This window comes from Nonomuraea sp. SBT364 (assembly GCF_001083785.1).
GTDB lineage: Bacteria > Actinomycetota > Actinomycetes > Streptosporangiales > Streptosporangiaceae > Nonomuraea.
The window spans coordinates 1-15,021 of the sequence record NZ_LAVL01000034.1 but is presented as its reverse complement, the minus strand read 5'-3'; the positions used below and the strand labels follow the sequence as shown (position 1 = coordinate 15,021).

At 72.0% G+C, this 15,021-nt stretch carries 17 protein-coding genes; all 17 read right to left on the bottom strand.

All coding sequences use genetic code 11. From position 1 onward, the window contains the following. Positions 1-108: 108 nt before the first annotated feature. Positions 109-1,446 (bottom strand): condensation domain-containing protein, encoded by a 1,338-nt coding sequence (locus ADY59_RS17845; RefSeq protein WP_049563515.1) that lies wholly within the window; start codon positions 1,444-1,446, stop codon positions 109-111. Next, entirely contained in the window at positions 1,446-1,685 is a 240-nt protein-coding gene (locus ADY59_RS17840) for an acyl carrier protein (RefSeq protein ID WP_049563514.1), read from the bottom strand. The genes ADY59_RS17845 and ADY59_RS17840 overlap by 1 nt, the downstream gene beginning before the upstream one ends. After that, entirely contained in the window at positions 1,675-3,216 is a 1,542-nt protein-coding gene (locus ADY59_RS17835; RefSeq protein WP_053174861.1) for an acyl-CoA dehydrogenase, read from the bottom strand. The genes ADY59_RS17840 and ADY59_RS17835 overlap by 11 nt, the downstream gene beginning before the upstream one ends. Next, the gene (locus ADY59_RS17830; RefSeq protein ID WP_049563512.1) at positions 3,209-4,918 is read right to left on the bottom strand and encodes a fatty acyl-AMP ligase; all 1,710 of its coding nucleotides are present in this window, start codon (positions 4,916-4,918) and stop codon (positions 3,209-3,211) included. The genes ADY59_RS17835 and ADY59_RS17830 overlap by 8 nt, the downstream gene beginning before the upstream one ends. 10 nt (positions 4,919-4,928) lie before the next feature. Further along, complete coding sequence (locus tag ADY59_RS17825) at positions 4,929-5,573, bottom strand: 2-hydroxychromene-2-carboxylate isomerase (RefSeq protein WP_049563510.1); 645 nt, start codon at positions 5,571-5,573, stop codon at positions 4,929-4,931. Continuing rightward, positions 5,570-6,301, bottom strand: coding sequence for a 3-oxoacyl-ACP reductase FabG (gene fabG, locus ADY59_RS17820; protein ID WP_049563508.1), 732 nt, complete (start codon positions 6,299-6,301; stop codon positions 5,570-5,572). Before fabG ends, ADY59_RS17825 begins: the two co-directional genes overlap by 4 nt. Further along, positions 6,298-6,765: a 3-hydroxyacyl-ACP dehydratase FabZ family protein gene (locus ADY59_RS17815; RefSeq protein ID WP_049563506.1), complete on the bottom strand. Its 468-nt coding sequence runs from the start codon at positions 6,763-6,765 to the stop codon at positions 6,298-6,300. The genes fabG and ADY59_RS17815 overlap by 4 nt, the downstream gene beginning before the upstream one ends. Further along, complete coding sequence (locus tag ADY59_RS47565) at positions 6,762-7,088, bottom strand: hypothetical protein (RefSeq protein WP_053174858.1); 327 nt, start codon at positions 7,086-7,088, stop codon at positions 6,762-6,764. The genes ADY59_RS17815 and ADY59_RS47565 overlap by 4 nt, the downstream gene beginning before the upstream one ends. Further along, a complete protein-coding gene (locus ADY59_RS17805; RefSeq protein ID WP_049563504.1) occupies positions 7,085-7,345 on the bottom strand; it encodes an acyl carrier protein in 261 nt (86 codons plus the stop codon). Before ADY59_RS17805 ends, ADY59_RS47565 begins: the two co-directional genes overlap by 4 nt. Next, a complete protein-coding gene (locus tag ADY59_RS17800) occupies positions 7,342-8,697 on the bottom strand; it encodes an acetyl-CoA carboxylase biotin carboxylase subunit (protein WP_049563503.1) in 1,356 nt (451 codons plus the stop codon). The genes ADY59_RS17805 and ADY59_RS17800 overlap by 4 nt, the downstream gene beginning before the upstream one ends. A gap of 1 nt (position 8,698) precedes the next feature. After that, positions 8,699-9,139 (bottom strand): acetyl-CoA carboxylase biotin carboxyl carrier protein, encoded by a 441-nt coding sequence (locus ADY59_RS17795; RefSeq protein ID WP_053174855.1) that lies wholly within the window; start codon positions 9,137-9,139, stop codon positions 8,699-8,701. After that, positions 9,132-10,769, bottom strand: a complete 1,638-nt coding sequence (accD, locus tag ADY59_RS17790) for an acetyl-CoA carboxylase, carboxyltransferase subunit beta (RefSeq protein ID WP_049563502.1) — start codon at positions 10,767-10,769, stop codon at positions 9,132-9,134. The genes ADY59_RS17795 and accD overlap by 8 nt, the downstream gene beginning before the upstream one ends. Next, a complete protein-coding gene (locus ADY59_RS17785) occupies positions 10,766-11,797 on the bottom strand; it encodes a beta-ketoacyl synthase N-terminal-like domain-containing protein (RefSeq protein WP_049563494.1) in 1,032 nt (343 codons plus the stop codon). Before ADY59_RS17785 ends, accD begins: the two co-directional genes overlap by 4 nt. Next, the gene (locus ADY59_RS17780) at positions 11,790-12,629 is read right to left on the bottom strand and encodes an enoyl-ACP reductase FabI (RefSeq protein ID WP_049563490.1); all 840 of its coding nucleotides are present in this window, start codon (positions 12,627-12,629) and stop codon (positions 11,790-11,792) included. Before ADY59_RS17780 ends, ADY59_RS17785 begins: the two co-directional genes overlap by 8 nt. Continuing rightward, a complete protein-coding gene (locus ADY59_RS17775) occupies positions 12,623-13,459 on the bottom strand; it encodes a beta-ketoacyl synthase N-terminal-like domain-containing protein (protein WP_049563489.1) in 837 nt (278 codons plus the stop codon). The genes ADY59_RS17780 and ADY59_RS17775 overlap by 7 nt, the downstream gene beginning before the upstream one ends. After that, positions 13,456-14,544, bottom strand: a complete 1,089-nt coding sequence (locus tag ADY59_RS17770) for a beta-ketoacyl-[acyl-carrier-protein] synthase family protein (RefSeq protein ID WP_049563487.1) — start codon at positions 14,542-14,544, stop codon at positions 13,456-13,458. Before ADY59_RS17770 ends, ADY59_RS17775 begins: the two co-directional genes overlap by 4 nt. Further along, on the bottom strand, positions 14,541-15,021 hold a 481-nt coding region (locus ADY59_RS51495; protein ID WP_049563485.1), incomplete at its 5' end, for a thioesterase family protein. The genes ADY59_RS17770 and ADY59_RS51495, both read right to left, overlap by 4 nt.

Sequence of the window (15,021 nt, the reverse complement as noted above, 5' to 3'; positions counted from 1 at the left end):
CGCAACTATACCCATCATTCGGGACAGACCCCAGGAACCAAAAGGGGGGAACAATATTCTATTAGGGGTGGCGGAGGGCGATTGTGAGCCAATAACAATGAGCATGACTCATGCTTCACCGAAGGCGAGTAATCGCGCCACCTCACTCTCGTCCACCCTGGGCACCCGGCCGATCGGCGCGTCAGGGCCCGACTCCACCACCTGACGAAGCCGGCTGGTGAAGCGCTCGATCGTGAGCTGGTCGAACAGGTCGGCGTCATACTTGACCACGGCGGTGAACAGCGTTCCGGCCCTGCGGACATCCACCATCAGGTCGAACTGGCCCTCCATCTGCGCGAGGTCGAGAACGGCGATCCGCATCCCGCGATAGGTCGTCGGCGGGCCCTCGATCGAGCCGTCCGCCGCCAGCGGCAGCGGCGGGTCCATCGCGTCCATGGACAGCAGATTGACGGCCAGGTGATAGGGCAGCCCGCGACCGGGTGACAGCTCCCTGATGAGGGCCGACGGAAACTCTCCGTGCGCCGTCGCCGCCACCAGTTCGCGGTGCGCGGCGACGGCGGCCTCCCCCAGCGTGATCCCCGGCGTCAGCCTGGCCCGGAGCGGCACCGTGTTGGCGAAGCAGCCGACGACGTCGCGGGTCCGGGCGGCGAAGCGGGTGCTGACGGGGCAGCCGATGAGGAAGTCGCCGCTCGCGCCGCGCCGGTGGAGCGCCGCCTGGAGCGCGGCGACCACGACGGCGAAGGGCGTCACCCCCAGCTTCCGGGCCTGGTCGATCAGGCGCGCCCCGGTGCTCTCCGGCCACACCAGGGTGACCGCGGCCCCCCGGAACGACCCGGCTGAACGGGTCCGGTCAGCCGGCAGGCCCGCGGGCTCGGCGCCCTCGCAGACACCACGCCAGTAGCGCTCCAGCCGTCCGCGCCGCGGCGATTCCAGCGACTCGCGCTCATGCCGTACGTAGTCGTCGAAGGTCCGCGTGATCACCGGCCAGCCGGGCTCGTCCTGCTCGTAGGCCCACAGCAGGTCGCGCAGGATCATCCACTGCGACATCGCGTCGCTGACGATGTGGTGCGCCGTCACCAGCAGCACCGCGTCACCGGCGCCGCCGCGCACCAGCGTGACCCTGAACGCCCCCTCGCCGAGGTCGAACGGCTGCCCGGCGGCCCGCGCCGCCCCGGCACGCAAGGCGTCCTCGTCCACCGGGCCCAGGTCGACGACCGTGAGCGGCGGCGGCAGGTCGGCCGGCGAGCGCCGGGGCACGCCGTCGACCTCGTCGAAGACCGACCGCAGCAGCTCATGCCGGGCCATGACCGCCGCGGTGGCCCCGCGCAGCCGATCGAGGTCCAGCACGTCGTAGACCCGCAGCGCGACGGTGATCAGGTAGGCCGTGCTCTCCGGTGCCAGGCGGTAGAGGAACCACAGGGCCTGCTGGCCGATCGACAACTCCATCAGGCGACTTCCGCGTGGAGGTGATCGGCCAGGGCGTTGACGGTCGGGTGGTCCCACGCCACCGTCGGCTCCACGACCAGCCCGAACTCGTCCTCGATGTCGCCGCTCAGGCTCATGGCGAAGACAGAGTCCAGCCCCACCTCGACGAGCTTGGCGTCGGGATCGATCTCCTCGGGCGTCCTCTCCACGTAGAAGGCGACCCGCTCGCGCAGCCAAAGGCGGATGTGATCAAGTGTCATGGTCGGTGACTCCTCGCAAGAACGAAAACGGGCGGCCGCGCCGCGTCAGGTCGAGCAGATGTTCGGTGGCCTCGTCCGGGCGGCCGAAGACCCTGGCCAGGCACGCGCGCAGCCAGACGTCGTCGAGGGCGTTGTCCGCCCACACGCGCACGCAGGCCGCCGCCGCGTACAGCTGGGCGTAGTCCCTCGCCAGGCCGAACAGCTCGGGCGGCACCTCCCGCCCGCGAGGCCGCCACTCGGCCATGGAGCGGTGCAGCCGGTCGGCCCGGTCGCGCAGCTCCTCCGGTGCGTCGGGGCTCACGGCCAGGCTCTGCACCAGGCTGCAGCCGTCGCGCGCGGCCAGGCTCAGCCGTCCCGGATCGAGGGGTGGCAGGGGCTGCTTCAGTCCGGTCGCCGCGGCCAGCCCCTCCTGGTCCACCCGCGCGTCGCGGTAGCCCCGCGTCAACGCCGGGAACTGGTTGACCAGGGTGCTGAGGTTGACCCAGGTGTTGCCGTCGAACACGCCGACGATCGCGTGGTCGCGCCAGATCTTCTGGAAGGGCCCGTCCATCAGCAGGGCACGGGCGCCCAGCACCTTGGCGAGCCGCTGGATGGTCCGGTCGATCAGGGTGGGCACGTAGTACTTGACGATGGCGGAGATGAGGCTCTGTTCGCCCGTCAGCGAGTGGATCGACCGGGTGGAGACCACGGTGACGGCCTCGGCGACCAGCAGATCCACGTACGAGTCCGCCAGGGCGCGCGTGGCGAGCGGAAGGTCGGCCAGCCGCCTGCCGTACATCCGGTGGTTCTCGGCGAATTCCAGCACGGTCCTCAGGGCGTGCTCCCCCATGCCCAGGGACATGCCGCCGCACAGGGTACGGGTGATCTGCAGGCCCTTGAGCAGGATCTCCAGGCCCCTCCCCGGCTCTCCGATCATCGCGTCGGCCGGGACCACCGCGCCGGTGAAGCGGATGCCGCTGATGTCGGCGCCCCGCACCCCGTGGGTGGCCACCTTCGGCAGGCATCGGTAGGTGCCGGCGGGCAGGCTGTGCTTGTCCACCAGGAACAGGCTGAATCCCCGCGCGTCGCCCTTGTTCCCGGTCCTGGCCAGCACGCAGACCACGTCCGCCCGGGTGGCATTGTTGATCAGCCATTTCTCCCCGTCGACGCGGTAGCCGCCGGGGACGGGCGTGGCCGTGACATCTCCCGCCAGCGCGTCGCTGCCGTGATCACGTTCGGTGAGCGCCAGGGAGACCACCGCGCCGCCGGACACCTTGGCCGCCAGCCCCGCCACCTGCGCCGGGCTTCCGCCGACCCAGGTGGCCACCGAGCCCAGGTAGGTCTTGCAGTGCGCGAGCGCCACCGTGAAGTCGCGGCCGGCCAGATCCCTGATCATGGCCAGCAGCCGTTCGGCGGGCACCCCCGGCAGGTAGAGCCGCTCCGCTCCGAGGTCGGTCAAGGAGTCGCAGAGCGCGTCGGGGAACTCTTCACGCGCGTCCAGCTCCAGGCAGTGCTCGACCGTCAGCTCCGGCGGAAGCTCCAGGTCACGCATCGTGGCTCTTCCGGTAATGGGCGATCACCCCGTGGGACAGGGCCTCGTGATGGACGGTGAGCCCGCCGGAGGCGAAGAGCTGCCTGGTGACCTGCCGCCGGATCTTGCCGCTGGTCGTCCTGCGGATCTCACCCGGCCGTACCAGGCACACGTTGGCGGCCCCCACCCCGAACCGGCGGCTCAGGGCCGATCTGATCTCCTCGACCAGCTCTCCCGGCGAGGCGAGCGCCCGCGACCTGACCTCCTGGACCACCACGATCTCCTCACGCGGCACGGCCACGGAGAAGACGCACGACGGCATGTTCTCCACCGCCGCGTGCACCTTGCCCAGCGCCCGCTCGAGGTCGTGCGGGTAGAGGTTGCGGCCGTTGACGATCACCAGGTCCTTGATCCGCCCGGTGATGTAGAGCTCGCCGTCCAGCAGCGCGCCGAGGTCTCCGGTCCGCAGGTAGCCGCTCTCGCCCGCGGCGGTGCTGCCGCCGAAGGTGCGCCGCGTCTCCTCGGGCTTGCGCCAGTATCCGGCTGCCACACCGGGGCCGCGCACCCAGATCTCGCCGACCCGCCCCTCCGGCAGCTCCGCGCCCGTGTCGGGATCCACGATGCGCACCTGGAGGGCTCGCGGGCGCCCGCACCCCACCAGGGCCTTGCCCCTCGGAGCGGGGTCCAGCATGTCCCGTTCCAGCGCCCAGGGGTCGACGGTGGTGACGACCGGGGCATGCCCGGGAGCGGTTCCGGAGATGAACAGCGTGGCCTCGGCCATGCCGTAGCCGGCGGTCAGCGATTCCGGCTTGAGCCCCGCGGCGGCGAACCGGTCGGCGAAACGCGTGAGCGTCCCGGCGTCGATGGGCTCGGCGCCGTTGCAGACATGCCGCCAGGAGGACAGGTCCAGGCCGCGCAGTTGCTCGTCGGTGACCCGGCGCGCGCACAGGTCGTAGGCGAAGTTCGGCGCCGCGCTGACCTCCGCCCCGTGCCGGGTGATGAGATCGAGCCACTGCCACGGGTGGCGCAGGAAATCGGTCGGCGACATCAGCGCGGTGGTCCCGCCCAGGTGCAGCGGCAGCAGCAGCATGGCCACCAGCCCCATGTCGTGATGCAGGGGCAGCCAGCTGCAGAACCGCGCGCCCTCGCCCACGTCCAGCAGTTCCGCGCCGACGCGCAGGGTGTCGACCAGGCTGCGGTGGCTGACCATGACGCCCTTGGCGTCGCTGGTCGAGCCGGAGGTGTACTGCAGGAACGCCAGCGAGCCGGGCCCGGTCACGTGGGACCTCGGCAGCGGCTCGCCGTACCCCGCGGCGCTTGCCTCCAGGCCGGGCCGGCCGTCCGCGAGCGCGGCCGAGAGGGCCTCGACGAGCTGCCCGGAGGTGAGCGCCAGGGCGGGTTCCGCGTCGGCGGCCACCGCGAGGACCCGTTCGCGGTGCAGCGGAGAGGCGTCCGGGAACGGCGCGGGAACGGCTACCGCACCGGCGGCCAGGCAGCCGAGGAAGACCTCGACGAACTCCAGGCCGGAGGGGTAGCACAGCAGCACCCGCGCGCCGGGTTCGACCCGCTCGGCCAGCCAGCCGCCGATCCGGCGGGCGGCGAGGTCGAGCTCGCCGTAGGTGCGCCTCTCTTCACCCCGCCGGTCGTGGAAGAGTACGGCGGGCCTGTCGGCGAATGCGCCGGCGTGCCGGCTCAACGTGCTCATGAAGTCCATGGAGCTCATCCCCTACTCCTCAGCCACAGCCACCTGGGTGATCTTCCGGCGGGTATCCGCCCGCCACCGGCTCGCCGGCCGACTCGGCGAAGCTGTCCAGCCGGTCCAGTCCCCAGAACTTCTCCCGCCCGTGGACGAGGAAGGGCACTCCGAAGACGCCGTCGCGATCGGCCGACCGCAGCGCGTCGATCCCCCGTTCGCGCAGCTTGGGGTCGTCCGCCGCGGCGATCAGCCCGGCCTCGTCGAGCCCGAGCGAACGCCCGAGCTCGGCGACGACCTGCGGATCGCAGATGTCGGCCCCCTGCTGCCAGCGCAGTTCGCCGGCCCGCACCGCGAACTCCTGCCCGGCCCCGTGATCGGCCGCGATCAGGTAGGCGAGGTGGGGCACCTCCCATCGGGGGCCGCGGTCCAGCGGCCAGCGCGGCTCCAGGCCCCGAGCCCTGGCCAGCCTCCGCACGTCCTGGAGGATGTACAGGTGCTTGGCCTTGGACATGGCCGTGTAGCCGAACCGGCCGCCCGCCGCGTCGAGCTCGCGCAGCGTGGCCTCCTCCGGGTCCCAGAACGGGATCCACTCCAGCCGGCGCGCCAGGCCGGGATGGCGGGCGAGCAGGTCGTGCACGGTCAGCCAGGAGTAGGGACTGCGGAGGTTGAAGTAGAACTTCACAGCGCCATCCCCCCGTCGACGCGCACGACCTGGCCGGTGATGTAGCCGGCGCGTTCGGAGGCGAGGAAGGAGACCAGCTCCGCGACCTCGCCGGCCGCGCCGAAGCGCCCGAGCGAGATCCGCTCACGGAGCTGCGCGGTGGCCTTCTCCGGCAGGTCGGCGGTCATGTCGGTCTCGATGAAGCCCGGCGCGACCACGTTCGCGGTGATGCCGTAGCGCCCGACCTCCTTGGCCAGGGCCTTCGTGTAGCCGATGATCCCCGCCTTGGACGCGGAATAGTTGGTCTGCCCGACGTTGCCCGCCACCCCGGCGACGGACGACAGGGTGATGACGCGCCCGCCGCCGCGTTTCATCATGCCGAGGATGACCGCCCGCACGATGTTGTGGGTGCCGCCCAGGTTGACGTCGAGGACCCGGTCCCAGTCGGCGTCGGCCAGCAGCGCCAGCGGCTTGTCCCGGGTGATCCCGGCGGAGGTGACCACGGTGCGCACCGGGCCGAGCTCGGCCTCCACGTCCCCGGCGAAGGCGCGTACCTGGGCCCGGTCGGTGACGTCGACCTTGCGGATCATGGCGCGCACGCCGCACGCCTCGATCTCCTTGGCGACCGCCTCGGCCGCGTCGGTGTTGGACTGGTAGCAGAGAGCTATGTCCTGCCCGTCGCCCGCCAGGGCGCAGGCGACGGCTCGCCCGATGCCCCGGGAACCGCCGGTGACCAGTGCGACCGTCATGCCAGCACCCCGATCGGCCGAGTCGTCTCGATCATGGTTCCCATCTCCTGCACGACGACCGGCCCGACCAGCGACTCGCCCTCCATGATGGCGTTCTCGCCGACCTTGCGGACCATGCGTACGCGGTGCTCGATCACCTGGCCCGGCAGCACGGGATGGTGGAAGCGCACGTTGCGCATGCCGCCCGCCAGCACCACGTCACCGGTGAGCACGTCGGGGGTGGGCGACTCCCACAACGCCAGCAGCGCCGCGGCCTGCGCCCAGGACTCCAGCAGCAGCGGCCAGGGGTAGTGGTAGGCGCCGGGGCCCTCCTGGTCGCCGATCCGCTCGTAGCAGGGCTCCGTGCCCGTGACGGCCTTCACCGCGACCAAACTCTCGCCCGGCGAGACGTCGAGCACCCGGTCCAGCAGGAGGATCGGGAAGCGGTGCGGGATGATCTTCTTGATCCCGTCGATCCCGATCATGTCGTCGTCCGGTAGCGCACCTGGAGCCGCGCGGTCTCACCGCGTTCGGTGCTCACCACCGCGGAGAATCCGTCCCCCTGCTCGGCGACCCGCACGGTGAGCGTGTCCTCGGGGAGGACCGGCCGCAGGAAACGCCCGCTGACGATCTCGGTGAGAACCAGATCCGCGCCGTAGGCCGCACGGATGGCCTGGTCGGCGACCTCCAGCACGCCCACACCGGGGAAGACGGGAAAGCCCGGGTAGTGCCCGGCCAGGACCGGCTCACGCGGGTCGACGTAGACGCCGCCGTCGCTCGGCGTGTTCACCGCGAGAATGGCGCTCACCGGCCGGCCCCTTCCGCCAGCAGGCCGCACAGCAGGTCGTACGTGCTGTTCAAGGAGGTGATCCCGGCCATCTCGGTCTCGTCGATCTTGACCTGGAAGCGTTTCTCCAGAGTCACCGCGATCTCCAGCGCCATCAGCGAGTCGACTTCCAGATCGTGGACGAAGTGCGCGTCGTCGGTGACTTCGGCCACGTCGACGTCGAGCGTCGTCGCGATCACCGTCCGCAGTTCGTCCTTGTCCACCGGGGAGGCGGTCATGTCGTGCTCCTTTCGGTCGTGCACAGCTTGTCGACGATGTCCAGCCGGTAGTCCCCGGCCCGGAAGTCCCGGTCGGCCAGCAAGGTTCGATGGAAGTCGGCGTTGGTCACCACGCCCTCGCAGCGGAACTCCCGCAGCGCGCGGGCCATCCGCCGCAGCGCGACGTCCCGCGTGGGGCCGGTCGCGATGATCTTCGCGAGCAGCGAGTCGTAGAACGGCGGCACCACGTACCCCTCGTAGAGGTGGGTGTCGACGCGGATCCCCGGGCCTCCGGGCAATCGCAGCCGCTCGACGCGACCGGTGCTGCCCGCCCAGTCCCGGGCCACGTCCTCGGCGTTGATCCGCACCTCGATGGCGTGCCTGTCCAGGTCGGGCTCGCGCTGCCGGAAGGGGAGCGCCTCACCTCGGGCGATCCTGATCATCCACTCGACCAGGTCGATCCCGGTGCGCTCCTCGGTGACCGGATGCTCCACCTGGAGGCGGGTGTTCATCTCCAGGAAGTACGGCTCGCCGTCGTCGGACACCAGGAACTCCATGGTGCCCGCGCTGACGTATTCCACCGACGTCGCGCCCAGGACGGCGGCCTCACGCAGCCGCTCCCGGAGATCGCCGGGAAGGGAGGGGGCCGGGGTCTCCTCGGCCAGCTTCTGGTGCCTGCGCTGGACGGTGCAGTCGCGCTCGCCGAGATCGATGACGTTGCCGAAGGAGTCGGCGAGAATCTGGACCTCGATGTGCCGGCCGCGGGGCACGTACCGCTCGAGATAGATGCGGTCGTCGCGGAACAGGGTCCGGGCGACCGCCCTGGTGTCCTCCCACATCCGCGCGAGCTCGCCGGGCGCGCGGACGACGCACATGCCCCGGCCGCCGCCGCCCGCCACGGCCTTGAGGATCAGCGGATAGCCGATCCGGTCAGCGGCCTCGGCGGCCTGGGCGATCCCCTCCACCGCGCCGTCGGAACCGGGCAGCACCGGCACGCCGCACGCCCGCATCGCGGCCCTGGCGTCCAGCTTGTTGCCCATGAGCGCGATGTGCTTGGGGGAGGGCCCGACGAAGGTCAGGCCGACCTCGGCGCAGGCTGTCGCGAACAGCGGTTCTTCCGACAGGAAGCCATATCCCGGATGAACGGCGTCAGCCTCGGCCAGCGCGCAGGCGTACAACAGGGAAGGGATGTCGTTGTAGCTGCGCCGCGCGGGCGGGGGGCCGATGTGTACGGCACGGTCGGCGAGTTCCACGGCCAGGCTGTCACGATCGGCGGACGAGTACGCGACAACACTGCCGATGCCGAGGTCGTGGCAGGCGCGGACGATGCGGACCGCGATCTCGCCGCGGTTGCCGACCAGCAGACGCTCCACCTCAGCCCACCGCCCCCAGCTCCATGAGCGGCTGCTCGAACTCCACGACCTCGCCGTCCGCGACGTTGATCCGCACCACGACGCCGGCGTGCTCCGCCACGACCGGGTTCATCATCTTCATCGCCTCGACGATCGCCACCTGCTCCCCGGCCTCGACGTGCTGGCCGACGGTGACGAACGGCGGCTGGTCCGGGGCCGGCCGCTGGTAGAAGACCCCCATCAGCGGGGCGGTCACCGCCTCGGCCGGCTCCCCCGCCGTGGTCTCGGCCGCGGCGTCCGGCGCGGCCTCCGAGGGCCGTGCGGCGGAGGCGGCGGGCAGGGCCGAGCGTTCGACCTCGATCGTGACGCCGTCGCCCTGCACCACCAGGCGTTGCACGTCGCTGCCACGCACCAGGTCCAGGATCAGGCCCGTGGCCTCGACGGTCGCGCGGAGATCAGTCATGATCTTCTCCCTCCGTGCTCCACACGCCGTGGGAGCGCAATCGGTCGCGGCGCCTGGCCACCAGGTCGTCGATCGGCACGGCGAGCAGCTCGCGCAGGTGCCGCGCCAGGGTGGGGCCGAGGTCCTGATCCGGCACCACGTCATCGACCAGGCCCATCGACCGCAGGTCGGCGCCCCGCAGCTTCAGCGCCCTGGCCGTCTCGGGAGCCCGGGCGGCCGTGCCGTACAGGATGGACGCCGCGCCCTCGGGGCTGATGACGGAGAAGACGGCGTGCTCCTCCATGAGGAGGCGGTCGCCGACGGCCAGGGCCAGCGCCCCGCCGCTGCCGCCCTCGCCGGTGATCACCGACAGCACGGGAGTGCGCAGCCCCGAGGCGAGCAGCAGGCACTCGGCGATGGCGCCGCTCTGGTTCCCCTCCTCCGCGGCCAGCCCCGGGTACGCGCCCGGCGTGTCGACCAGCGTCACCACGGGCAGCCGATGGCGCTCCGCGAGGCGGAACAGGCGCATGGCCTTGCGATAGCCGCCGGGATGCGGCATCCCGAAGTTGCGTGCGACGTTCTCGGCGGTGTCGGCGCCCTTGTGATGAGCGATGATCATGACGGGATGACCCGCCAGCCTGGCCAGGCCACCGAGCACGGCCGGATCGTCGCTGCCCTGGCGGTCGCCGTGAAGCTCGGTGAATTCGGTGAACAGCTCCTCCACCCGGCGCCGCGCGTTCGGCCGCCCCGGATCGCGTGCCAGCTTCACCGTCTCCCAGGCGTCCAGGTCCCCGGACGGCCGGGCGCCGGACGGCTCGCGGAGTTCACCGGCGACGCGCTCCCCTGACAGGAGCCCGAGGAGCCGGTCCAGCAGGCCGCGCAGTTCCTGGCGCCGCTCGACACGGTCGACGTGGCCATGGCCGAGGAGGAACTCGGCGGTCTGGAACCCCGGCGGCAGCGCCTGCCTGATCGTCTGCTCGATCACCCGGGGGCCGGCGAAACCCGCCCTGGCGCCCTCCTCGGCGATGATCACGTCGCCCAGGCTGGCGAAGGAGGCGGCCACCCCGCCGTAGACCGGGTCGGCCAGCACGCTGACGAAGGGCACACCGGCCTGCCTGAGGGCGCGCACCGCCTCCGCGGTCTTGGCCATCTGCAGGAGCGACAGCACGCCTTCCTGCATGCGCGCGCCGCCCGAGGCGGAGACCACCACGAGCGGAAGCCGTTCGCGCAGGGCGTCCCCGGCGATCCTGGCCACCTTCTCCCCGACGACGGAGCCCATGCTGCCGCCGAAGAAGGCGAACTCCATGACGGCCAGCGCCATCGGCCGCCCGTTGAGCGTGGCCAGGCCGGTGACCACCGCGTCGTTGAGCCCGGTCCGCTCCCTGGCGCGGGCCAGGCGTTCGCGGTAGGTCAGCCGGTCCTCGAAGCCGAGGGGGTCGAGCGGAGCCAGCCGGCCGTGGCGTTCGCCGAAACTCCCCGGGTCGGTCAGCATGCCGATGCGCTCGAACGCGCGCACCGGGAAGTGCCGGCCGCAGTTCGGGCAGGTGTGCTCATGCCTGACCAGCGCCTCGCGATGCAGGAGGACGGCACAGCCGTCGCAGCGTCGCCAGGTGTCGGCGGGCAGCGCGTCGATCTGTTCCAGCACCGTCATGCCGCTCGCTCCAGCTGCAGGGCCGTGCACCCGACGACCCCGTCGCGGTCGACCGAGGTCACCAGGGTCACGGCTCCGGACGGTCCGCCCGTGACAGCCGCGGCGAGCTGGAACGCCGACGCGGCCGAAGCCGTGTCGCCGAGTGCCTCGCGGCAGTTCCGCCGCGGCGCGTGCGGGCCGACGATGGCGTCGAGAGCGGCGTCCTCCCCCTCGGCGCCCGAGGAGAGGACCGCGCCGATGTCCTCGGCGCGCAGGCCGAGATCCTTCAGGAGCCCGCGCACGCACGCGGTCAGCACCCCGGGGACCTCGACCGCGCGCTCGTGGACCATGAAACGGGAGCCGAGCACGGCCGCCAGCGGCTCGCGCGACGCCGCGGCCGCGTCCTCCCTGGACTCCAGCAGGAAGATCGCGGAACCCTCGCCCGGCGGCACCTCCCGCCGGCCGGCATGCCAGGCGAGCCAGCCCCGCTGTTCGGAGTACTCCTCCACGGCACCGCACAGGACGGCCTTGCACCGGCCGCGGCGCAGCAGCCGGGTGGCGTAGTTGAGAGCGAGGAGGCCGGTGGCCGCCCCGCCGGCGACCGTGGCGTTGGGGCCCTTCAGCCCGTGCCAGATCGCGCTCTGACCGGCCGCCCGGTTCATCACCGTGTTGGGGAAGCGGGCGGGGTCGACGTGGTAGGGCTTGTCCCCGACCAGCGACTCCCGGGTGAAGTCCATGATGCTCTGGATGCTCCCGGAGCTCGTCCCGAGGACCAGGCCCACCTCGTGCGGATGCTCCGTCACGGGGGTGTCCAGCAGCATTCCCACGCTCGCCACGGCGATGGCGGTGGCCCGGTCCATCGTCCGGGTCCCCTTGGCGCCCAGCACGGTGCGGGCGTCGAAGTCCGGAATGAGGCAGGCTCCGGCGTACGGCCCGCCGGAGGTGGCGGACATCGGCCGGGTGCCCGAGGCGAGTCCCGCGGCGAAGGCTTCGACGCCCAGCCCGAACGGGGAGATCACGGAGCAGCCAGAGATGACCAGCTCATCCATCTTGCCCAATCCCTTCCTGAGATGCCCAGGAGCCGCCCGCGGCCAGCAGTTCGCCGCCGTCGACTCCGATCGTGTTGCCGGTGATCCACGAGGAGCTGGTCGCGGACAACAGGACCATGGCCTCGGCCACGTCCTGAGGTGTGGTGAGCCGGTGGTGCGGGTTGTTGCGCGCACTGTCCCGGCTGAACTCGCGGTGCTCCGGAATGCGCCGCAGCGCCGGTGTGAGGGTGACGCCCGCGCGCAGCGCGTTCACCGCGACGCCGCGTGGCGCGAGCTCGCAGGCGAGCTGGCGCACGTGCGCCTCCAGCGCCACCTTCGCCGCCGAGACTGCGCCGTAACTGGGCAGATGCTGCACGGCTCCGGCGCTGGTCATCGCGAAGACCTTGGCCCCCGGCGGCAGCAGGTCGGCCGCGCACAGGTCCTGCACCCAGTACACGAGGCTGTGGGCCATGACGTCCGTGGTCATCTCCAGCTGGCGCTGGGTGAGCATCGGGGCGCCGGCCTTCTCCGGCAGGTACCTGACCAGGGTTCCGAAGGCGAGCGAGTGCAGCAGGATCTTCAGCCCCGCCCCGCCCGTCAGCTCGGCGATCGTGCCCACGAGCTGGTCCCTGGTCGTCTTGCGGGCGGCGTTGAGGTTGTGGAAGTGCGCCTGGACGCCGCAGGCGGTGATCTCCTCGGTCAGCTCCGCCACGGACTCAGCCGCGGCCGCGGTGTCGAAGTGCACGCCCACCACGTTCATCCCCTGCTCGGCCATGGCCAGGGCGCACGCGCGGCCGATCCCGCTTGATGCGCCCAGGACCAGGCCCCAGGTCTTGTCGAGTGAGATCAACATGGTGGTACCCCCGGGAGGAAGGCGCCGAAGGCGTAGTGGCCCTCGGCCGTCGCGGTGATCACTAAGGTGTTCTCCCGCGCGGTGCGCAGGAGGTGGGAAAGCAGCGTCATGGGACTCAGGCACCCTCCGGCCCCGGGTGCCGTGACCACCGGCGCGACGCCGTCGCCCGCGGTGGTGACGGCCCGCACGACCGCCTCGGCCACGGGCGAGTCGTCGACGACCGCGTGGACCTGGCGCGGCCGGGCGTGCTGGACGATGTCCGCCGCGTCCGCGAGCAGCCGCCGGCGCCCCCGGTCGGAGGTGACGAGGTCCGGCGGCGCGAAGGCGGTGCGCGCCAGCAGCCGGGGCTGATGCGTGCCGCCTGGCTCGATGATCATCGCCACCGCGCCGGTCTCCTCCATGGCGGCCACGACCATCACATCGGCCCGGCCGGTCGCCAGCGCCCGCGCGCCCAGCTCGATCGCCTCGAATCCGGCGACGCCCGGTGACGTGCAGGTCAGGCTGAACGCCTTGAGCTGGTGCTCGCTGCTCACGCGGGTGGTCAGCGCGTTGATCGCGAAGTAGGGGGCCCTGGCCGGGCTGAGGTCCTCCTGGCGGGTGGCCGTCATGGCCTGGGTGAAGTACTCGCGGACGGCGGTGCTGGAGCCCACCGCCACTCCCCTGCGGTCGGCCGGCACCCGGTCCAGCCGTCCGCCTCCGGCCACCGCGCGCCGGGTGGCCGCCAGCAGGTGCCGCGAGGCGGGCAGGAGGTACTTGTAGCCTCGCTCGCCCAGCTCGCGCGTGACGTCGAGCGGCGCGCCGACCTCGCCCACGCCGGTGACCGCGATCATGCGGCCTCCAGGACGAAGGAGGCGTTGGCGCCGCCGAAGGCGTAGGCGTTGACCAGGACGCGCGGGACCGGCAGCGGGACCGGCGCGTCCACGGGCAGGAAGATCTCGCAACGCGGGTCCTGCTCGTCGATGGGGACGTTGGCCGGCACGGCGCCGGCGCGCAGGATGAGACAGGCCATCACCGCGCCGAGCGCGGCCGAGGCTCCGCCGGTGTGCCCGAGCAGGGCCTTGGCGCTGTAGAGGGGAACGCGGCCGGCTCCCGGCCCGAGCACGGTCCGCAGGGCCTGGCTCTCGACCAGGTCGTTGAGCACCGTGCCGGTGCCGTGCGGGATGACACAGCCGGGCTCGCCGCCGCCCAGCGCCTCCCGCATGCCGCGGATGATCTGCTCGCCGCTCGGCTCCGGCGCCGTGAGATGGTGCGCGTCGCAGCTCCACCCGCTCCCCGTCAGCCTCGCGTACGCGCTCGCGCCGCGCCGGTGGGCGTGCTCGGCGCTTTCGAGCACCAGGATCCCGGTGCCCTCGGCGAGGATGGTCCCCTGGCGGGCCCGGTCGAACGGCCGGCAGCGCACGGGATCCACCGCCCCGAGCCGGTCGAAGGACGCCCAGCCGACTCTCGAATAGGCGTCGGCGCCACCCGTGATCGCCACGTCGACCTCGCCCGCCCGGATCAGGTCGGCGGCCAGGCACACCGCGAAACCGCCCGCCGCGCAGGCGTTGCTGACGCTGATGTTGGTGCCGAACGCGCCCAGCGACCGCCCCACGGCCGAGGCCACCTGGAAGGACGGGCTTCCGTCAGGGCCCACGTCGCCCAGGCAGGAGCCGAGGACCACGCCGACGCGCAGGTCGGGCACCTGCTCCAGGCCCGCGTCGCCGAGCGCCTCCCGCACGGCCGAGACCGCCAGCTCCGCCGCGCCGCGCGGCACGCCCGGAACCCGGTGGATCAGCGGATGGCGCATGACGACCGGCAGGTCGGTCAGCCGCTCGGGCACCGGCGGCGCCCCGGCGGTCATGGCGGCGTGCAGCGCGGCGGCTCCGTACCCTTGGCAGGTCACCGCGCCCACCCCGGTGACCAGGATGTCGGTCATGACGGGCGGCTGGTCAGGGCGTCGTGGAGCCGGTCGTCGAGGTCGACCAGGTTCCATTCGGATCTGCCGGTCAGCCGCGCGTACCCGTGGGTGATCCGTCCCGTCGCGGTGCGCACCAGGACGCCGTCCCGCACGACGTAGCAGTCCATCCGGCTGGTGTACGTCAGGCGCTTGAACACCTCTTCGACGGTGAGGACGATGTAGAGCTCCTCCTCCATCAGGGCTTCGTCGAGCATCGTGATGCGCGAGTGCGGCACGGCGGGGATGAGCCGCTGCTCGTCCAGCAGCCGCTTGACGGACACCCCCCGGTCGGCGAGGAAGAGGTCCACCACCTCTTCCATGAGCCGCAGGTAACCGGACATCTGCAGCCGCTCGGTGAAGTGGCAGTAGAAGTACGGGATGCGCCACTTCCAGGCGAAGGCGTTGCGTCCCGAGGTCAGGTGCTCCTCCACGGTGACCCCCTCGGGCAGCCGGTCC